21 protein-coding genes, 1 pseudogene and 2 riboswitches are annotated in these 20,453 nt (G+C 39.3%); of the genes and pseudogenes, 6 read left to right on the plus strand and 16 right to left on the minus strand.

Features of this window, described 5'->3' with window-relative positions; all coding sequences use genetic code 11:
* Window positions 1-167 precede the first annotated feature (167 nt).
* From msrB to AC07YC_RS16505, 5 genes are all read right to left on the minus strand, one after another.
* Window positions 168-596 (minus strand): peptide-methionine (R)-S-oxide reductase MsrB, encoded by a 429-nt coding sequence (msrB, locus tag AC07YC_RS16485; RefSeq protein WP_336634760.1) that lies wholly within the window; start codon window positions 594-596, stop codon window positions 168-170.
* A complete protein-coding gene (msrA, locus tag AC07YC_RS16490; RefSeq protein WP_494919890.1) occupies window positions 589-1,122 on the minus strand; it encodes a peptide-methionine (S)-S-oxide reductase MsrA in 534 nt (177 codons plus the stop codon). The genes msrB and msrA overlap by 8 nt, the downstream gene beginning before the upstream one ends.
* Window positions 1,123-1,134: 12 nt before the next feature.
* Entirely contained in the window at window positions 1,135-1,716 is a 582-nt protein-coding gene (locus tag AC07YC_RS16495; RefSeq protein ID WP_008174801.1) for a YpmS family protein, read from the minus strand.
* Between the two features lie 4 nt (window positions 1,717-1,720).
* Window positions 1,721-2,632 carry a GDSL-type esterase/lipase family protein gene (locus AC07YC_RS16500; RefSeq protein WP_494919891.1) on the minus strand — a complete coding sequence of 304 codons (912 nt, stop codon included), beginning with the start codon at window positions 2,630-2,632 and terminating at the stop codon, window positions 1,721-1,723.
* Between the two features lie 217 nt (window positions 2,633-2,849).
* The gene (locus AC07YC_RS16505; RefSeq protein WP_494919892.1) at window positions 2,850-3,692 is read right to left on the minus strand and encodes a DegV family protein; all 843 of its coding nucleotides are present in this window, start codon (window positions 3,690-3,692) and stop codon (window positions 2,850-2,852) included.
* Between the two features lie 274 nt (window positions 3,693-3,966).
* Between AC07YC_RS16505 and trhA the strand changes: the two genes are divergently transcribed.
* On the plus strand, window positions 3,967-4,602 hold the full coding sequence (gene trhA / locus AC07YC_RS16510) for a PAQR family membrane homeostasis protein TrhA (RefSeq protein WP_258268620.1): 636 nt from the start codon (window positions 3,967-3,969) through the stop codon (window positions 4,600-4,602).
* 122 nt (window positions 4,603-4,724) lie between these two features.
* Here trhA and AC07YC_RS16515 read toward each other — a convergent pair.
* From AC07YC_RS16515 to AC07YC_RS16525, 3 genes and pseudogenes are all read right to left on the minus strand, one after another.
* Window positions 4,725-5,024, minus strand: a pseudogene (locus AC07YC_RS16515) (transposase); the annotation flags it as partial.
* A 257-nt stretch (window positions 5,025-5,281) separates the two neighbouring features.
* Window positions 5,282-5,776 carry an HIT family protein gene (locus tag AC07YC_RS16520; RefSeq protein ID WP_494919893.1) on the minus strand — a complete coding sequence of 165 codons (495 nt, stop codon included), beginning with the start codon at window positions 5,774-5,776 and terminating at the stop codon, window positions 5,282-5,284.
* Between the two features lie 59 nt (window positions 5,777-5,835).
* Complete coding sequence (locus tag AC07YC_RS16525; RefSeq protein WP_494919894.1) at window positions 5,836-6,312, minus strand: dihydrofolate reductase; 477 nt, start codon at window positions 6,310-6,312, stop codon at window positions 5,836-5,838.
* 161 nt (window positions 6,313-6,473) lie between these two features.
* On the opposite strand from AC07YC_RS16525, the gene AC07YC_RS16530 reads away from it, so the two are divergent.
* On the plus strand, window positions 6,474-7,391 hold the full coding sequence (locus tag AC07YC_RS16530; protein ID WP_494919895.1) for an alpha/beta hydrolase: 918 nt from the start codon (window positions 6,474-6,476) through the stop codon (window positions 7,389-7,391).
* Window positions 7,392-7,452: 61 nt separating this feature from the next.
* Entirely contained in the window at window positions 7,453-8,649 is a 1,197-nt protein-coding gene (locus tag AC07YC_RS16535; RefSeq protein ID WP_494919896.1) for a class I SAM-dependent rRNA methyltransferase, read from the plus strand.
* An 86-nt stretch (window positions 8,650-8,735) separates the two neighbouring features.
* Here AC07YC_RS16535 and AC07YC_RS16540 read toward each other — a convergent pair whose 3' ends face one another.
* From AC07YC_RS16540 to AC07YC_RS16550, 3 genes are all read right to left on the minus strand, one after another.
* Entirely contained in the window at window positions 8,736-10,724 is a 1,989-nt protein-coding gene (locus AC07YC_RS16540; protein WP_494919897.1) for a S9 family peptidase, read from the minus strand.
* A gap of 71 nt (window positions 10,725-10,795) precedes the next feature.
* Complete coding sequence (locus AC07YC_RS16545; protein ID WP_494919898.1) at window positions 10,796-11,473, minus strand: precorrin-3B methylase; 678 nt, start codon at window positions 11,471-11,473, stop codon at window positions 10,796-10,798.
* Window positions 11,474-11,525: 52 nt separating this feature from the next.
* On the minus strand, window positions 11,526-12,521 hold the full coding sequence (locus tag AC07YC_RS16550) for an ABC transporter substrate-binding protein (protein WP_336634768.1): 996 nt from the start codon (window positions 12,519-12,521) through the stop codon (window positions 11,526-11,528).
* A 164-nt stretch (window positions 12,522-12,685) separates the two neighbouring features.
* Window positions 12,686-12,872, minus strand: a riboswitch (cobalamin riboswitch).
* Window positions 12,873-13,048: 176 nt separating this feature from the next.
* Between AC07YC_RS16550 and AC07YC_RS16555 the strand changes: the two genes are divergently transcribed.
* On the plus strand, window positions 13,049-14,989 hold the full coding sequence (locus AC07YC_RS16555) for a GTP-binding protein (protein WP_494919899.1): 1,941 nt from the start codon (window positions 13,049-13,051) through the stop codon (window positions 14,987-14,989).
* 106 nt (window positions 14,990-15,095) lie between these two features.
* On the opposite strand, the gene AC07YC_RS16560 is transcribed toward AC07YC_RS16555, so the two are convergent.
* The 3 genes from AC07YC_RS16560 to AC07YC_RS16570 all read right to left on the minus strand — a co-directional run bounded on the left by AC07YC_RS16560 (window position 15,096) and on the right by AC07YC_RS16570 (window position 17,360).
* Window positions 15,096-15,854 carry a hypothetical protein gene (locus AC07YC_RS16560; protein WP_494919900.1) on the minus strand — a complete coding sequence of 253 codons (759 nt, stop codon included), beginning with the start codon at window positions 15,852-15,854 and terminating at the stop codon, window positions 15,096-15,098.
* A gap of 233 nt (window positions 15,855-16,087) precedes the next feature.
* Window positions 16,088-16,271, minus strand: a riboswitch (cobalamin riboswitch).
* Window positions 16,272-16,637: 366 nt separating this feature from the next.
* The gene (locus AC07YC_RS16565) at window positions 16,638-16,913 is read right to left on the minus strand and encodes a DUF4190 domain-containing protein (protein WP_494919901.1); all 276 of its coding nucleotides are present in this window, start codon (window positions 16,911-16,913) and stop codon (window positions 16,638-16,640) included.
* A 183-nt stretch (window positions 16,914-17,096) separates the two neighbouring features.
* On the minus strand, window positions 17,097-17,360 hold the full coding sequence (locus AC07YC_RS16570) for a hypothetical protein (RefSeq protein WP_494919902.1): 264 nt from the start codon (window positions 17,358-17,360) through the stop codon (window positions 17,097-17,099).
* Window positions 17,361-17,587: 227 nt separating this feature from the next.
* On the opposite strand from AC07YC_RS16570, the gene AC07YC_RS16575 reads away from it, so the two are divergent.
* Complete coding sequence (locus tag AC07YC_RS16575; RefSeq protein WP_336634773.1) at window positions 17,588-17,920, plus strand: hypothetical protein; 333 nt, start codon at window positions 17,588-17,590, stop codon at window positions 17,918-17,920.
* 522 nt (window positions 17,921-18,442) lie between these two features.
* On the opposite strand, the gene AC07YC_RS16580 is transcribed toward AC07YC_RS16575, so the two are convergent.
* Both AC07YC_RS16580 and AC07YC_RS16585 read right to left on the minus strand, forming a co-directional pair.
* Window positions 18,443-19,264, minus strand: a complete 822-nt coding sequence (locus AC07YC_RS16580; RefSeq protein ID WP_494920017.1) for a DUF2785 domain-containing protein — start codon at window positions 19,262-19,264, stop codon at window positions 18,443-18,445.
* A 279-nt stretch (window positions 19,265-19,543) separates the two neighbouring features.
* The gene (locus AC07YC_RS16585) at window positions 19,544-19,927 is read right to left on the minus strand and encodes a PH domain-containing protein (RefSeq protein WP_008174827.1); all 384 of its coding nucleotides are present in this window, start codon (window positions 19,925-19,927) and stop codon (window positions 19,544-19,546) included.
* A 125-nt stretch (window positions 19,928-20,052) separates the two neighbouring features.
* Here AC07YC_RS16585 and AC07YC_RS16590 point away from each other — a divergent pair, with 125 nt between their 5' ends.
* Window positions 20,053-20,421, plus strand: coding sequence for a YhfM domain-containing protein (locus AC07YC_RS16590; RefSeq protein WP_494919903.1), 369 nt, complete (start codon window positions 20,053-20,055; stop codon window positions 20,419-20,421).
* Window positions 20,422-20,453 lie beyond the last annotated feature (32 nt).

Here is a 20,453-nt window from a genome sequence, read left to right on the forward strand (position 1 = left end):
TTTTAAACATAAGGACCCTTCTTTCTGTATAATTTGGTTGTGGTGACTTAATTTTATCAGAAGTGGTCCTTATTTTTATGAAAAAATGTAAAGCGTGTGAAATTTTACTGACGGTAAAATTTCACACGCTTTTTAATTTAGAGGTGGGTTTTGTCCCAGCCTCTTTTTTATTTGAATAATGATAGGAATTGGCCGTAGCCTTCTTTTTCTAGATTTTCTTTTGCTATGAAGCGAAGGGATGCTGAGTTAATGCAGTAGCGTAGGCCTCCTAGTTCGCTTGGGCCGTCTGGGAAGACATGTCCTAGATGGGAGTCTGCTTCTTTACTGCGTACTTCTACTCGGCGCATACCGTGGGTTGTGTCGAAGTGCTCGGTTACTTCTTCTTTTTCGATGGGCTTCGTAAAGGCTGGCCAGCCACAGCCTGAGTTGTATTTGTCCAATGAGCTGAATAGTGGTTTTCCAGAAACGATATCTACATAGATGCCCTCTTCAAAATGCTCATCGAACTCATTGCGAAACGGTGGTTCTGTGCCATTTTCCTGTGTCACATAATATTGCATGTCTGTCAGTTCTTTTAAACGTTGTTCTTTATTCATGTTTATTCCCCCAGTGATGCTCTTGATACGCTCGGCGACCGCTTCCAACCGAATAGCGTTCGTAGTGCATTGGATTTTTCTTATAATAATATTGGTGATAGTCCTCAGCCGGGTAAAATATGCTAGCAGGTAAGATTTTCACCATGATCGGTTTATCAAATTTTCCAGAGGCTTCTAAATCAGCCTTTGAACGCTCTGCTAGTTGACGTTGTTCTTCATTATGATAGTAAATGGCTGTTGTGTAGGATTCGCCTCGATCATAAAACTGGCCACCTGCATCTGTCGGGTCTATCAAGGTCCAATAGATAGACAGTAGTTGCTCATAGCTATAAAGATCATCATCGTATACGATTTGCACGGCTTCTGCATGTCCAGTAGTTTCTGAGCACACTTGCTCATAGGTTGGATTGACAACATGTCCACCTGTATAGCCTGATAGCACCGATTCAATGCCAGGTGTTTCGTCAAATGGCTTGACCATACACCAAAAACAGCCTCCTGCAAATGTTGCATATTGCTTTGCCATTCATTTCACTCCTTATTCACCAGGGACAATAATTTCCAATAAAATTTTGTCATTTGGCAAGTCTAATTCTTTAGCACGGACGCGTGATCCAGATGCAATGTTAATGCGTGATAAATCAATATAGATTTCTGCTTTATTGGGGTTCACGGTAATCCATGAAGGGAATTCCACCGAATCCCGCATAATTTTCATCGTCGTCTCCGGCGGAATATTTAATAGCCCGACATTCATCCCCGTTTGCTTTAAAATAATATTGCCCTTGTCATCTACAATGGGTTCAAAATTCATGGAAATCGGGATTTCCGTGTAAAACACCGTGAGCGTGCTTCGTAATTGAATATCATCGCCGATTGTAAAATCAAGTGGTAAAGGCGAGCCTTTTGCTGCATCCTTTAAATATTTTTTGGAAATCGATTCTAATTCCTTTGTTGTGGTTTGCACCACGAGTACATTTCCTTTGCTTTCACTTTCACCTGCTGAACGCTTGGCAACATCGACTCCATCTACTGGTCTAGTTGCTAAAAAAACGACGAGGAGGATGGCAAAAAGCACTGTGCCTGCTAAGGCGAAAAACGCGACTTTCCATTTATTCATTTTGTCACTCCTCGAAGCCTATTGCCTTGTTAATCTTTTCTTCCATACCACACTGCTCCATTGCCGCTAGTATACGTTCTGTCATTTTTTCATATCCCTTTGCATTGGGGTGGAAAAAATCTGTATGATAGACGAGCTCTTCATTTGAATCAAATAAATCCTCCACCGATACATAGCAAGCATTGGAATCTTCACTCGCTACTTCCTCAATCACATTATTCCATTCTGTGATAATTGTATCGAATTCATTCGCCTCATTGGTCACAATCGAAAACGGATTATAGAAACCAATGAGTAGGATGGGCACTGTCGGATTTTTTGCACGAATGCCTTCAACGATTTTGCTATAGCGCTGCTTATACGTCCGCAATTCTTTATCGAATGCGTCACGCTTTAAATTAAACAAATCCTGTTTAACAACTTTCATGACATCATTGCCACCCATTGTTAAAGAAATGAGCTGCGCTTGTTGCAACTCTTCATCATAATGCCCTTTTTTCACTAATTTTAGTAGCTGATCACTACGTCTACCACGTTTGCCACGATTATCAACATCTACCTCGGAAATCGAGGGCCACGTAAGCAATGAATCTGTTAATCTTCCTACATAACCGTCTTGATTATACTCATCACCGACACCATCTGTTAATGAATCTCCTAGTGCCAGATAATGCAGTTGTTTTGCATTTTCTTCATCAATTTGCGATAAATCCTCTGCTGATGGCTCAAAAAAATGTTCAAAAATTTGCGTCAACATGTTCTTGGAGGTTTTTTCCTCTTCTACTGTTTGTTGCTCATCCTGCGTCATATCTTGCTCCGTTTCTGCTTGCTCACCGTCAGGCTCTGCTTGCGGATTCGGCTCATCGATTGATATTGCACAACCACTAAGTACTAAGACGGCCAAACATGACAACATAAATCGCCAAATGTCCATTTGACCACCTTCCATCCCTTTCTGTACCTTCTATTATAGAATAGTTCATACCCTAATGAAAAGTGACTTACTCTCTGTTCTCCATAATTTTGTGTTGTTGCCAAAATTCCTCTTTTCCAATTAGCCGTACAAGTATCCAGCTAAAAGGGCCAAAACGAAAAAAAGCCACTACATTTACTTATGTAGTAGCTCCTCACTATTATTCTGCAAAATAAATAAATCCGATGGCACCCGGTCCAGTATGTGTCGAAATAATTGGAGATGTAAAGGCAATCTCCACGTCATTAAAGCCAGTACCTTCGATTAACTCTTTTAATGGATTCCCCATAGTGATGAGGCCATCTGCGTGAGAAATACCGACAGCTTTGACTGTTTTCCCAGCCGTATCTGCTTGGAATTGTTTAAATAAGTAATTCACTACCTGTTTATGGCTACGCACCTTGGAAACAGGATTGTAAACGCCACCCTCTAAATTAGCAATAACTTTGATGTTCAGCAATGAACCGATAAAGCCTGTTCCTTTACCAATTCGACCGCCTTTAATTAGATTTTCAAGCGTATCCACAATTACATATAAATGTGTGTTTGCACGTACTTTCTCCAGACGAGCTACGATTTCCTCAACGGTTGCTCCAGCATCGCGCATTTTAATAGCCTCACGTAGCTGTATCGCTAAACCGATTGCAATAAAGCGTGAGTCAATCACCGTCACATCTGCGTCTGTCATTTGAGCCGCTTGTCGTGCTGACTCTACCGTACCACTCATACCACCTGTCATATGGATGGAGATAATTTGATCGCCATCTTTGCCTAGCTCATCATATAATTCCTTAAATTTACCTGGTGCAGGCTGTGAACTTTTCGGCAAATTTTTAGCATTTTTCATCAAGCCTAAAAAAGGTTGTGGCTCTAAATCCACACCATCTATATATGTTTCACCATCAATTTGAATTGTTAATGGCACGATATGTATGCCATGCTGTGCTACTTCTTCTTTTGTTAAATCACAAGTTGAGTCCGTTACTATATGAATTCGTCCCACTTCGACACATCCTTTTACTTCATTAAAATTTATTATATAGACTAATGAATCATTATGTAAACATGACATTTGTCATTAGGCCAAGCCTTGATTTCTTGAGAATGTAAACGCTACCTTTGATACTATAGCGTTTCCTTTATCTCTTGTCTATCAAAGCCCCTAAAAGAATATGACAGCCTTATGACATTTTTGATATGAAATATATGACAAATGTAAATGTTCATGTATAAATTATTGGGGTATAGTAAATACATGAACGAAAGGAGTGTTGTAAATGATTGATTCATTTGACTATAAATCTTGGAAGGAAGAACTGTGGAATGCCATTACACACGGTATTGGTTTTATTGCAAGTATTCCGGCTCTAGTTGTTTTACTGCTTACAGCTGTGCAAACAGGTAATGCTCTACATATTACTACTTTTAGTATTTTTGGTGCCTCTGTCATCATCTTGTTTTTAATGTCCACTTTGTTACACAGTATGCCAGAAAAATATAAACACTTTTTCGCTATTTTGGACCACTCGTCCATTTACATTTTAATTGCCGGTACGTATACGCCGTTTTTATTAATTGCTGTGGGTGGTACCCTAGCCATTACTTTATTATCTATTATTTGGTCACTCGCAATATTAGGTGTTCTTTTTAAATGTTTCTTTATTAATCGCTTTGAAGTGCTATCCTTAATTTTTTATATTGGCATGGGCTGGCTCATCATTTTTGCTATTAAGCCTGTTTATTTATACTTAGGATTTTATGGCTTTGCTTTACTACTTGCAGGTGGACTGTTCTATACGATTGGAGCTATCTTTTATGCTTGGCGCTCTCTACCTTATAACCATGCAATCTGGCATCTTTTTGTGCTAGCTGGCTGTGCTTCCATGTACGCTTGTGTGTACTTCTATTTATAAAAAAGTCGCTCCCTTCATAAGAGGGCACTGAAAAACTTATGTTTTCAAAGCGAACCTTTTTCAGATAAAAATATAAGGCACTTCTTGTTCAATTTTGAACAGGAAGTGCCTTATTTCTGTCTCACTGGATCTTCTGTTGCCATAGCCAAGAAATAGTTGAATGACATATCATACTTTGAGCGCTCTACTAGGTCGACGTCTGATACATCATTAATCGCTTTTAATAATAAGTACTTAAACATGCGAATTGGAGGAATGGTATTACGTCCATTGTCTAAACAATATTTTGTTTTTAGCTCTTCTAAAAAAATTGAAAATTCAACAAGTTCATTGATCTGGCGAAGCATATTATCTTTTGGCACAACAATATCGTAGATTGCCATGTATGGACTTAAATTAAGGGTTTCCTGATTTGAAATCATTGGGGCTCCACCTACATATTCATTCTTTTATTATAAAGGAAAGTGTGACTAAAATAATAGTATGATACATTGCGTTGTTTGCAGAAGCATCGCTCGACTCCTGCGGGAAAGCGAGACAGACGAGACCCCGCACGAAGCGAAGCGTTGGAGGAGACTCGGCACTCGCCCACGGAAAGCGAGCGGAATGCTTCGGAAAACAACAGTAGAGTCACAGTGCCAAATGAAAAAAAAGATATGGACTTTTACAGTGCCCTTCTTCATAAGGAGCGATTTTTTATGGATTCTCTTAAAAGCTCAATAGCTTCCCTTACTTCTTTTTCATGCTCCTCATTACTCATATTATTTCTAGCATGAAGTAATACTGGCCTCAAGGATTCAACGGATCGCCCAAATGCATTCATCCATTCATAGCGGGGCACCATCCAAGTATGGAAATGATGAGTCGTATCTTCGTTGTAAAAATAATAAACGTATTCAATGCCCAATACTTCCCTTTGAGCTTGTCTAATTTTTGTTAAGAGGTTGATGTAATCCAGTTTTTCGTCATTATTTAATTCATCCAAGCAATGGATATGACGCTTTGAAGCTAAAATAACTAATCCCTTAATTGGATAAGCTACATCCTGGTGGGCGTGAAAATAATCCGTTTCAATGACAACACCACCATTGGGCTCGACCTGTCCACGTATGATGGCACAGCTCAAGCAATCAACCTGAGCAATTGCACCACTTGATAAACGTATGTTGCGCATCAATATCTCCCCCTAAATATAGAAATAGCACGGTCTATTGAAACCGTGCTTCTCCCCTATTATTTACGCTCAAAGATTTGATATTGGAAAGTATAGCCTTCTGAAGCTGTTTCCGGCTGTTCAGCAGAAACCTCTACAAATTCCTCCTCATAGCTCGGAAAAAAGGTATCGCCCTGAAATGAATAATTGATTTTTGTAATATATAAGCGATCTGCCATTTCCATTGATAAACGGAAAATTTGCTCGCCGCCAATAATCATGATTTCCTCTACATCCCCTGCTATCGCTATTGCTTCTTCTAGGCTTGTCACAGTTTCAATGCCTTCTGCGTGATAATTTTCATCTCGTGTAATAACAATATTGCGACGTCCTGGTAGTGGACGCCCAATGGATTCAAACGTTTTTCGTCCCATAATCATTGGCTTGCCCATTGTTTTGTTTTTGAAATACTGCAAATCTCCCGGTAAATGCCAAGGCATTCCATTATTATAACCAATTACATGGTTGTCATCATGTGCCACAATTAAAGAAATCATACTGTCCCTCCAAATACTTTCTTCCCTTTTATTATAAACACAATTCGCTGATTTCACCTCTATTATGAAAGAATTTTCTTTTTCTAAAATTAAATCCTAGTAAAATTATATGAATAGTTTATAATAGAAGTAATAAACGTCACGATAAAGGACTGATGAGGATGACTACTTTAAGAAAAGAAGCTGTTCATTATATTCAAGATCAATATGTTGGTAAACCTTACTATCAAGTTACACCACAGGAAGCTCGCGCGATGCGTACGGTTACGCCATGGCAATCACCCCATAAGCCAACATTAGCGTCGATGCAAGATCAATCCATTACCGTGCGTGATGGGGCTCAAATTACGCTACGGCTTTATATACCTACTCATGACCATCCATTACCTGTTATTGTTTATTATCATGGCGGTGGCTGGGTATATGGCAATTTAGAGTCTGTTGATGCTGGCTGTCAGCTTTTAGCAGAGCAAGCGCAAGCAATTGTCGTTTCAGTGGATTATCGTTTGGCTCCTGAATTTCCTTTTCCAACACCATTACAGGATGCCTACGATAGCTTAATATGGGTACATGACCATATCGAAGCATTTGGCGGCGATGCTGCTCGGTTGACAGTGGCTGGGGACAGTGCCGGCGGAAATTTAGCAACGGTCGTGGCCTACTTAGCTGTAACCTCAGGTGGACCGTCATTGCAAGCACAAGCACTCATTTATCCTGTTACGAATGTGGATTTTACGACCGTTTCCTATCAGGCTTATGGAGAAAAGTTCGGCCTAGATAAACAGGGCATGCAATGGTTTTCTCAACACTATACAGATGACTCGAACTTTACAAATCCATTAGTGTCTCCCCTACTGCTCGAGGATGTAAGACATATGCCTAAAACTCTCCTCATTGCAGCAGAGGCAGATGTTCTCTTTGATGAAGGTTTAAGTTATGCCCAAAAACTGTCCGACGCTGGAATACCTGTGGAACATATAACCATGTCGGGTTTAATTCATAGCTATTTTAGCAAAATGAATTATTTTGAAGATGCAACAATCGAAACGGTGGCAAAAATTGCTGAATTCCTGAAATAAGTTTGGCTATCCCATCCAAACAGTGCGATAATAGAGCAAAACGTTTTTAAAGGATGACAACATGACACAAACAATTGTACTACAAGTAAAACAGCCTTTTGCTGATCAATTAAAAAAAGGCTACCCATTAATTTCAAAAGATGCAGTGGATGCACGACAACTACCTTCCGAGCAAGGGACTCTACTTAAGCTGATGGATCACCATAATCGTTTTATAGGTACAGGTTACTACGGTATTCAAAATAAAGGGATTGGCTGGGTCCTAACGACAGATATAAATGAAACCATTGATAAAGCTTTTTTCATTAAAAAATTCAAAAAAGCCATACAGCTCCGAGAAGCATTCTTCCAGAATGAACAGACAACAGCCTTCCGTGTTTTCAATGGTGAGGGTGATGGGATTGGTGGCCTAACGATTGATTTCTTTAATGGCTACTATATGGTGAGTTGGTATAGCGAGGGTATTTACTCATTGAAAGAAGTCGTTTATGAGGCACTTGCTGAAACTATCAACTACCAGGCCATTTATGAGAAAAAACGATTCGATAGTAAAGGGCAATATATGGAACAGGATGATTTTGTCATGGGGACTCCTGGCGAATTTCCAATCATGGTTAAGGAAAATGGGATGACCTATGCAGTCCATTTAAATGATGGTGCGATGACTGGGATTTTCCTTGATCAACGGGAAGTACGATTAGCTATTCGTGAGCGCTATGCGAGCACAACAAATATGCTAAATACCTTCTCCTACACAGGGGCATTTTCTGTAGCAGCCTCGCTTGGAGGAGCTATTAAAACAACAAGCGTCGATGTTGCAAAGCGCAGTTTAGCCAAAACGATTGAGCAGTTTAGCGTCAATCAAATTGATTATGAAGCGCAGGATATCAAAGTAATGGATGTTTTTCATTATTTTAAATATGCACAGCGTCACGAATTAAAATTTGACCTTGTTGTATTAGACCCACCAAGCTTCGCCCGCACAAAGCAAATGACCTTCTCAACGGCAAAGGACTATCCAAAATTACTGAAGGATACGATTGCGATTACAGCCAAAAATGGCATTATTGTGGCTTCTACAAACAACGCAAGCTTCGGCATGAAAAAGTTTAAAGGGTTTATTGACCAAGCATTTAAAGAGACTCGTACACGCTATAAAATTGTAGAAGAATACGGTTTACCAAAGGATTTCCGTGTACCTCGTGAATATCCTGAATTTAATTATTTGAAGGTCGTTTTTATTCAAAAAATGGACTAACTCATCTGGAATCACACTTGGCTGTGATTCTTTTTTTCTATAAAAAAGGCTTAAGAAGTATGTTCACTTCCTAAGCCACCGCTTTTTTAAAGTTTTTCGATAAACCAATCTCGTATATATTCCAGACGATTAATTCTTAATGTTGGCTTTCCGCTTCTTGACAGTTCATGATTTGCTTCAGGGAATCGGACGAATTTCGTTTCTTTTTTCCGATACTTCAAGGCGATAAATAATTGCTCCGCCTGTTCAATCGGACAACGATAGTCTTTTTCACCATGTAAAATGAGCAATGGTGTTTCAACATTGTCTACATACTTCAATGGCGAATGATGCCATAGCTTCTCAATATTTTCGAGCCCTGCTTGAATTTGCCAGTCTGTAAAGTAATAGCCAATATCACTCACTCCTGCAAAGCTAATCCAGTTCGAAATAGAGCGTTGTGTAACTGCTGCCTTAAAGCGGTTGGTATGGCCAACAATCCAGTTGGTCATAAAGCCACCATAGCTTCCACCTGTTACACCTAGTCGAGTTGGATCAATGAAATCATAGTGCTCTAAAGCATAGTCTACAGCGGCCATCAGGTCTTGATAGTCATTGCCCCCATAATCACCACGTACGGCATCCACAAATGTTTGCCCATAGCCATGACTTCCGCGCGGATTTGTATATAGGACTGCAAAGCCTTGAGCAGTCAGGATTTGGAATTCATTAAAATAGGTGTTGCCATACATCGCATGTGGACCACCGTGAATTTCAAGAATAAGGGGATATTTCTTTCCTTTTTCATAGCCCACTGGCTTCATAATCCAGCCGTTGACCTTCCAGCCCTCAGCCCCTTCAAACTCAATGCTCTCTGGCACAGCTAACTCTTTCGTCTTTAAAACGTCTTCATTGACTGTCGTCAATCGTTCTTTTTCACCCGTTTTTAAGTTAACGTAATATAAATCGCCCGGATTCGTTGTCGTACTTATGGCGACAACGGCTTGATCATTTTGAGCATCTAATGAAAAGCCATAAACGTATTGATCATCGTGAATAGCTGGATAAATTTCACCATCTACATTGCCAAAGTAAATTGCCGCATTGCCGTGATCCGTTACTTGGAAATAGAAACTATGATTATCCTTCATCCATTGTACACTTGGTGCTGCTACCCCTTGCAGGAAATCACCGATGACATAGTCTCCGACAGGGGCATCAAATTCACTTGTTGCACAGTTTAGCAGATTTTGTTCCATATCATAAATCCATAGCTTTGCTTGTGTGGCATTTTCAAACTCACGTTTTCCTCCAACAAAGGAAAGGAAGCGGCTATTCGGCGACCAGGACGTTTGATAATAGGAGCCAATCCCCTCTGTTACCTTGCGACTCTGTTTTGTTTCTAGATCAAATAAATAAATATCCGCATTAAACGAAAAATCTAAATCCTCTGCTTGATCTGCTAAGTACGTAAGATAACTGCCATTTGGCGACCATGTACTCAGATGAAAATCTTCGTTCACTTCTGTCACTTGCTCTAAGTCACCAGATTTTAAATCGACAATGGCAATGTGAGTATGCTGGTCCATATCCATAAATCCACCCGCATCTGACTTATGTTTCATCTTATCGATTTCGAGCGGCTTGAGTTCTTTTTCTTCTTTCTTGTCATCTTCAGCTTTATCTAAAATAGTTTCATCTTTACCTAACATAACTGAAAAGGCAATTTTCTCTCCACAAGGAGACCAGACAGGCGTTGACGCACCGTTTTTGCAATACGTTACTTGCTTCGCCTCTCCCCCTGTTTTCGACAGTACATAAATTTGCGGCTTGCCTGATCTTGTCGAAGAAAAAGCAATTTGACTGCCATCTGGCGACCAGACAGGAGAGCTTGTCCGATCGTCACCATATGTCCATTGCTGAGGACGTTTGTCTTTTAAATTTACATAAAATAAGTTAGATACATAGTCTTTTTTCTTCTCATCAATACGTGACTCTACATAAACTACCTCAGTCCCATCAGGTGAGAGCTGTGGATCTGCTACTGATTTCAAGCGATAAAGATCTTCTGGTTGAATCCCTTGTTTAGATGTCATGTTCTTGCTCCTTTGTATTGTCATTTTCTATGCTCTACTACAATATTTCGACACCCTAAGTATTATTCCTGCTACTCTATCGTTTTTTTTACTAGTTCCCAATCAGCGTTCAATTTTGTTCTGCGATAAAACTTATAAAAGGGTTCATTGGAACGAGCTTGGTTCTGATAGAGACGAATAATTTGTAGCAAAAAATCCTCAATATGATCACTCCCTACCCTTTTGGCGAAGAGAGTACCCGCCTGTGCCTTCGTCCCCATAGGGATGGCTCCTAAATAAACATCAAAGCTCTCATGCTGATAGACTAAACCAATATCATCATAGGTAGGATTATAGCAAGCCGATGCACAGCCATTCACATTGACTCGTACTCTTGCAGGAACAGTTATACCGTCCAACGCCTGATAGAGTTGTTCTGTTTGAGGGACTGCCTCCATTTTTTCACCATCACAAAAATCACATGCCTTCATGGCAATATGAGGTCCTGAGGAAGCAACAAACAGTCCAGCCTCCTGTAAGGCATCGGTCGCTTCTGTCAGTTCGCTAGAGGGGATCGATAATAATATGCTATAGGAGGCCGAATATTTAATGGCCCCCTTCTCCCCAACAATTTCAGCTATTTTTTGAAATTGAGCTGGCGTATAATGCTTATTAATAATGCCAGGGCTTACCGCTAATCGTGAATAACTTCCTTGCTGATTTAGAGTTTCAAACGTTTTATCTGGTATGTTTTGACGAAATGCATTCATTGTGATCGCTCCTTAAGAAAAAGGAGCTAGCAAAGCGCTAGCTCGAATGTTTTTAAAAATTGGCTGGGTAGAAGCCCTTCGCTAAAATTTGAATGGCGTCTGCAGCACGTACCCCTTCAGATGCCGCTGAAAGTGGAAGGATGACAAAGTGATCTTTTTTGACGGCATCCATTTCCTTCAATGCTGGATCATTTTTTAAGAATTTTATCTTTTGTTCAGCAGTTGTTTCACCATAATCAATGACAACCACCACCTCTGGATTGCGATCTACTGCATCTTCCTTCGATACCGTTGTCCATCCTGACTCCACATCTCCAAAGATATTTTGACCACCAGCGATTGTTACTAGCTCATTCATAAAGTTTTGACCAGCCGTGAATACATCTTTATCACCACTGTCAAAGACTAGCACACGTAAATTTTCACTGTCTTTTGGTAATTTCGCTTGAACTTCTTCTACATCTTTTGTCATTTGTTCAATTAATGCTTCGCCGCGATCTTCCACTCGGAATATTTCCGCGATATGACGAATATCCGTGAAGATATCCTCTAATGTTGGCTTTGTCATATTGGAAGCCGTATGTAAATACGTATGAATTCCTAATTCCTCAAGCTCCTCTGGTGTTCCAACACCTTTTTCACCAAAGCCACTTTTCCAGCCTGCATACAAGAAATCTGCCTCGGCATCAATGACTTGCTCCTTTGTTGGGTATTGATCTGAAAGAACTGGAACTTTATCGTAGGCTGCTTGAAGCGGCTCATAGATTTTATCATCTAAATAAGCTGTCCCTACCATGGAATCCTCTAAGCCTAATGCAAGCATAATTTCTGTTACATGCTGATTTAGGCTAATGGCCTTTTTAGGTGCTTCCTTATAGGTTTGGGTAGTTTCATTGTTTTCAATGATAACCTCAGTTGTTGACGCCTCAGACGGTTCAACTTTTTCAGCTTGCGTTGCTGATTCAGGCTTGTCCTTTGCGCCACACGCTCCTAATACAGCGATTAAGGCGATGACCATGACTAGCCATATACTTCTCCATTTTTTCATGTCCTTTTCTCCTTTGTTGTCATAAATATAGAAAGAAATCAGAGACTTCTTTGCTACTAGGATAATTGGAAGGGCATAAAAAAACCCTCTTGTCGCCAAGAGAGTTGCATAGTGAAAAAACGGTATTAGTCCCTTTATCACTATCCCCATCCTCGTGGTTCTTAGTTAACATACATATACTGGCAGGTATCCTGGCTTAGGTTCATCATCTATACGCCTTCCCATAGTAAAACTACAGTGGCATACCGTATAGACTCCCCATTTACAGTTGCGGGACAGCATCGGAATTGCACCGATTTCCCTTTTAAGCAAATGACAAAGGCCATTTGCACCAATATGTTCTATTTATGCTATTGATAGACTAGCAGTTCATGTATTAATTCGCAATCAATAATAGAATGCAAAAAATATAATCATCATTATATTAGCACTATTTCGACAAAAAGACGAATCATTTTACAAGAAATAGTTGTGCTAGTATTCTGATACAATGAGAAGATAGCTACTTAAAGAAACGAGGATTTATTATGTACAAGACGATTGGGGTTCTTGCTCATGTTGATGCAGGAAAAACAACCTTTTCTGAGCAAATGCTTTTTCATACAAATAGTATTCAAGCGCGGGGACGTGTTGATCATCAGGATGCCTTTTTAGATAATCATGAGCTTGAGCGCAAACGGGGCATTACGATATTTGCCGAGCAGGGACGCATGATTATTGGTGACGATACATATACGTTGATTGATACACCAGGACATGTCGATTTTTCCCCAGAGATGGAGCGTGCCATCCGTGTCATGGATTATGCCATCATTATTATTAGTGCAGTAGAGGGTATTCAAGGTCATACCGAAACAGTATGGCAGCTTTTACGAAGCTATCATGTCCCTACCTTCTTTTTTATTAATAAAATAGATCGTGATGGAGCAGATGTAAGGGCTGTGATGACCCAGCTCCATAAAGATTTTTCGGAACATGTATTGTTTGTAGATGAACCGCTTCAGGAAAATCATGTTTCCGGCACAATCATGGAGTGGCTGGCGGAGCGTGATGAAAAGCTACTGGATGCCTTTTTGAATGAGACATTGGAGCATGGCCCGTGCATCAATCAGCTACTATCGATGATTAAAAATGAATCCGCCTTCCCCTGCTTTATAGGTTCGGCATTAAAAGATGAAGGCATTCAAGATTTGATTGCTCAACTTCCACTCATAACGGGTACTCACTTCGAGCCGGAAGCACCATTTCAAGGAGAGATCTTTAAAATACGACATGATGGCCATCAGCGACTAACATTCATCAAGGCTTTAACAGGCAAATTACAGGTTCGAGATGAATTTACGTTTGGAGACCTTACAGAGAAAGTAACAGAAATCCGTCTTTATAACGGCAGTCGATTTGAAACTGTTCAGCATGTTGAGGCTGGTGAAATCTTCGCTGTTAAAGGGCTCAGCCAGGCAAACATTGGCGATCGCATTGGCAGTAACATGCTATCACAGCCCTATGAGCTGGTCCCTACATTACAGGCAAAAGTTCAATATGAGGGTGAGCAACATATTAAAGAGGTATTAAGGATTTTCCGTCTATTAGAGGCCGAGGAGCCCTCTTTGCGTGTCGTATGGCAAGAAAAGTTTCAGGAAATCCATGTGCATATAATGGGTGTCATTCAGCTAGAGGTACTGATTGAAGTATTATTGAAGCGCTTTACATTCAACATCACTTTTGGAGAGCCACAAATATTATATATGGAAACAATTGCGACAACCGTTACAGGCTACGGACATTTTGAACCACTTAAGCATTATGCAGAAATTCATTTATTAATGGAGCCGAATGAACGTGGGACAGGCATTACCTTTAGCAATGCCTGTCATGCAGATGATTTATCAGTGGGCAACCAACGCCTCGTAGAAAAGCACTTGTTTGAACGTGATCATCACGGCTTACTCACAGGCTACGCAGTAACAGATATTCATTTTACGCTCTTAACGGGACGTGGACATAATGAGCATACGTCTGGCGGTGATTTCCGAGAAGCCACTTTCCGAGCACTGCGCCAAGGACTGGAACAAGCACAGAACGTCCTACTTGAGCCCTATTATCGCTTTAAAATGAAGGCTTCCAATGACTTTATTGGCCGTATGATGACCGACATTCAACAGGCTGCTGGCACCTTCGACGACCCTGTACTCACTGAAACAGACGTTGTATTAACAGGACGTGCACCAGTAGCGACCTTCATGAGCTATAACACAATTTTTGCCGCCTATACAAATGGGAAAGGTGCGCTTACCCTTCAATTTGATGGCTATGATGTGTGTCATAATGCAGAAGAAGTAATAACTCAAATAGGTTATGATAAAAATGCCGACCCTGAATACAGTTCTTCCAGCATTTTTTGCGCAAAAGGCAAAGGCTATTCTGTCCCTTGGCAAGAGGCGCAAGCAGCCATGCATTGTCAGAGCTAAGTTTCATGTACTAGCACGGAAAATCTGTTGGACTAGTATTTCAGATGAAGGTAGAATAACCATACAAAAAATAAAGCAAGCCCTCCGCTTCATGGAGGGCTTGCTTTTATATGGCACCAACAGCTTTCTTTGAAGGCTTGTGCACCGGATAGGCAGGTTCAACCACCACATAACCTTGCGTATTCGTGAAGTCGATAACTACTTTTCCAGGCTGACTTTTTAATATTTGTAGCTGATCAATTAATGTTAATAATAGCTCGTGGCCGTTCCCGCGTGGATGCCAATTAAAGTGAAAATCATTTAAGTCCTGAACGGCTTGAAGAAACTGCGTGTATTCCTGCTGCGCAAATGCAATTAGTTTATCCTGATGAGGAATTTGCTCTAAATCGTTCATATACGTTTCATAAAAACGTATGACAATTGAGCATAGTAAATCATTGACACGTGCAGCGCTTAACACTGGATTGGGCTCCTGTGAAAGACGGTCAAGATTAGGCTTTGCTCGTGTTGAATCAATGCGTGTAATTAAGTGGTACTGCTCCCCATTCACCTCATAAACAATAGGGTTCGTTGGCATATACATCATAAAGCTATTCGTCTTCGTTTTCAGTTGATCTGTTAAATTCGCCTGAGCAAAAAGATGGCCCTCTACCTCCCCATTTTGTATCCAAATAATGTCTTTATTATATAAGATTTGCTCAAAAAAGCGATCGTTGCGAATCAGTTTCGTTGCTAATAATTGATCAATTAGTGATTCGACCACCATTCTTGTTTTCGCTTTCTTGGCAATTTCTGTCCGTGGCTGCTTACAAATCGTCATATCTACAAAAGGTGTTTCCTGTGTTGTCGTTGCATGAATATTCATCCTCTGTGCATCCCCTTTGCGTACATATTTTCAAAACAAAAAGGACTTCCTACTATGTTTGAGGAAATCCTTCGCTTTAATGTGCTTCATCACACAATGCCAAACAAACCCTAAGTAAATGCGAAGGAGTTCTAAAGTGAACCCTTTCATGAACTTTGGGCGTTTGACGTACTGTGACGAACAGAGCATTCTGTTTTGTCAACATGCCACCTCCTATTCCTCGTAGGTTTATGGTGTGTACTCGTAACTAGGCAGGTATCCTGACTCATGGTCATCGCCACTTTTCCCCTTCCCATCATTTGACAGTGGTTGCTGAAAAGTCGCTCACATTTACAGTTGCGGGACAGTGTCGGATTCACACCGACTTCCCTTTTAAGCAAATTGCACGCAATTTACACCTAGTACTACACGCTATTCAGTTGTGAAGGAATGCTGTGTTTTATACATTCCTTGTAGACTATTAAACTCAATTGTAAGGTAGTCTTTTTCCGATGTCAAATAACATAAAATCTTCCAGTTTCTATATTACTATCTTGCAATCTATTTAACTCAGATTGAAAAGACACTTTTTACTTGTTATTCTTTTGCCTCATAATGCGTTCATACGGCTAAATCGCATGCATTCCTACTAATTTTTAGATTACAATACGCTTACTATATAAAAATTATGACGATCATCATTGCCAATACTGTAGTTTGCGATTAACCGCCCCAGTTATAGAGACATTTTTTGAGGTCTACTAGTAAGCTAAAGCACCTATTAGTAAATAAGAACCTGCAATATTAACTTATACTGGTTAATGAATAAAATGCAATAATAGACAATACTGCAAAGGTTTGAATGATAATCCCAATCACGTTACAAATTAAACCAGAAATGGCTAGCCCTCTACCATTTTCATTTCTTTTAGAAATTTCCTTTGTTGCTATTCTTGATAAAACTACTCCAATAATCCCAAAAACTAATCCAATAAGTGGAACTATGATTGAAAGAATGCCAAGAGTTAATGAAATTATAGATTTACTATTCGTTTCTATTTTTTCAACGATTTTTCTCACCCCTCCCTACAAGGTTTTACTATTCACACTTCTTCAACGAACCAGTTCCGTTAATTGAATTTTAACAATCCATTTGAAAAATCCATTATTTAACAATATAAATAGGTTATGTGCAAAGTAATAAGACTAGAAAGCACCAATCAGCCTAGAGGCTTTTGAGTCACGAACTTTCAACGCAAAAAATCAATCAAGATTATTTGCATAATCGTTAATCAATTTCGCTTTTCGTTTTCTTCTTTTTCTCGCTAAAGTTGCGACTGAAATTCCCAGCTTTGCTTCGACTTCATTACAACTATTCGATTCCAATAGTTGCATTGCAGTGTCTAACAGTTTCTTATCAAATTTCTTTGGTCTACCTTCCCAAAAATCATCGCGTTGTTTTGCAATTGTTTTACCTTCTTGCGTTAGCTCTAAGATTAAATCGCGTTCTTTTTCAGCTATAGCCAATTACGAAATAAGGAGTTTTTTGCACTATTTTAAAGCTAGTTCGTAAATTCTCCTTTGTTTTAAACGTTCTAGCTTTCATATGATAAATACGTCATATTGCGAAATGAAGGCATTAAATTCGCTACTATATATACCCGAACTCAAACACGTTTACGGATGCGATTCCCTTGAACAACACAATTTTTACTATAAATGGTGGTATACTGTAACAAAGGAGGGAATACATAGTGGAATTTAAATTTGGTGGCGGTTCTGTTTTTCTACCACCCTTACAAATTACAATTATCGCAATCATCGTTATTTTCTTTTTAGTAAAGTGGAGCAAGGAATTAGAAACAAGACGTTTTACTATTTACTTTTACTTTCTAATTAGTACTTACATTGCACCAATCTTTTCTCGCAGCACAAAAGATGGTATCTTTCAGCTTTGGATTCCTTTAGGATTTATAGTAGTATTCTTTTACTTGTTTCGGAGTAAAAAAAATCATCCAGCTAAAATGAAAGCTAGTATTTTAGGACTTTCCATAGCATTATATAATATCATTCTTCAATATTTATGATGGATTTTCCTATTCCATTAAAGAATATTCTGCTTATTAGAATAGAAAAACTAGGAATTTGGGCACCTAGTTTTCAATAATCACTGTCGGCGCAACGATCCTTCATATTCATAGCTGGCACTGACTCTAGCATAATTATTGTCCATCATGTTGGTGCAAAACGGAGGACTCAACTCGTTGGCGCGTGTATGTTTCAGTTTAAGTTATTACTTTAGGTGATTGTGCAAGGTCGCTAGCAATTCGATAGGTTCTGCTGTATCTAATTCGGAACAGATTGAACGTGCCCTATCATCCCAGTGGAATATAATTTCATCATCATCGATATACATAATCGCATCATTCTTCATATGGTGACTACTTAAATACTTTATAAAATGAATATCATAAAATAATCATTGATTTTAAATCGAAAAATCAAAATAAAAAAGGCTTTAGTATAAACAAGGCGCTCTTTTAACTGTCTTTTTCGTGTCTTTTTTAAATAGTGGCGTACCAACCTTTTGGGAATGCCTCCACGTTCTTTTAACGAATAGAAAATCTATTTAATTTTGCCTCCGTAGCAAGCATGACCGTGTGAAGCTCATTCTGTCGGCTATCTTGGCCTCTTCTGAAGTAGAGACTACGTATAAAATTCTTGTTGTTTACGCGGGTAATTACCTGACTGCGGCTTCTCGGCAAAGTACAACATTGCGCTAAGCTACTAATCCAATCTACGATTTCTTGATGTGGAAGTAGCTCATTGTCAATGATCCCATCCACGATGTTGACCAATCGCTCATCATCCTCATCGCTAAAAATATGTCTACCATTATTGAGCTTCTCAGAAATAGCGACAAGAATCTCACCCCGCATGACGGTGCTGCACTCTTTACACTGCACCAGCTCGGCAAGAACATCGGCACCGTGAGACGCGCTGTGAGCCCAGCCTCCTTCTGAAAGGTAACCTCGTAGATCCTTCTCTTCTTTATAGTAACGGAGCATTGTATGTAATAATTGCTCAATCTCCACTTGAGTGAAAAATGGATTTTGTCTATGGCGTTGGACAATCAAAGCGATAGGCAAGGCAGAGAATGTCCTTGTAAAAACTGACTGATCCTCCTCGCTGCCGATATGATAAAACAAATGGTTCTTATCAGTCAAAACAGATAAGAAGCTACGCAACTCCTCTTCACTGAACCTATTCTCTTCCTTTATCCACATATAAAACATCGGATAAATGAGATTATCTCGTAATTCTGGCTGAGGATCACCGATAAATTGAAGTAACAAAGGGACGTAATCTTGATGCTGCTCACCTTCGCGTAACTGATACTCGTCCTTCTCTATTCTTTGCAAATCGAGCATCAATTTAGTTCTTATATCCTCACATGTTCTTTTTTCTTCCAACATAAAAATCCCCCTTTGGATAATATTACCTAAGGTAGTAAAAACGAGCAACTTTTTTCTTAGATAAATACCTCTGACATATCATAAATTGCTTTTAATGCAAAAATATATGTAATACGAAAGTTTCCATATACTTTTAACTACATCTAACAATATGGTCTTCCCTCTAAGCACAAAAAAAGCCTCGCATATAGGCGGGCTTTGGATGGGTTTTGCTTTTGATACGATAGTATACCATTAATTCGAGCCTAAAACATACTGTGCTAAAACACTTTGCACCTTATAAATATTGGTCGCCTTATTGAAGTTTTTTTGGATGGGTAATGAACTGCCTGATACCCATATTTTTAACTCCGCATCTAAATCAAATGTACCAGCCGTTTCTACTGAAAAATGGACAATATTTTTATAGGGGATGGAATGGTATTCCGTTTTCTTGCCAGTCACTCCTTGCTTATCAATGAGGATTAATCGTTTATTCGTAAAAATAAATATGTCTCTAATAATTTTATAGGCATTTTTAATGGTTTCGTTTGGAATTAGTAAATCATTGACCTCCTCCTGTAATTTTTCAAAATTCACCTCGCTTGCATTGCCAATTAATCCATCAAATAAACCCATGCTTTATCCCCTTTCAGCTTTTGTTTGTTTACTATATTATGATGAAAACTGGGCTACGACCCTCGTTTTTGTAATATTTATTCTATAAAGGAGATGGCTTATAGCGAACATTGCTAGTCATAGTCATGTCCCTATTAGCCATTGTTGTTTTAGGCTGTACAAATGAGGAGCTTGCAGGTGGGAAATTGGCTAAGATCAGCTTTTCTAACAGCGTTGAATTTGGTTTTGTGCATAGTGATTTTATGAAAGAATATGAGGATGAGAATTGTCTCAATCTATTCCAGGAAGGAATGACGACAGCAGTAAGAAATAAGGGAATTGTCAATATGGCTATCCCACAATTTGACGTACAAGTAGTGTATACGGCTGAAAACCAATATGGCTTTCATCTTTGGTTAGGGGAAGTAGATCAACAGAACGTAAAGGATACCTATACAATTTATAGCATCACTGAGGATTTGACCGCCCCACTCAGATCATTGATACAAAAATAAAAAACACCTTCCATTCAAAAAAGGAAAGTGTT

This window comes from Lysinibacillus sp. GW247-5R2A, assembly GCF_059424475.1.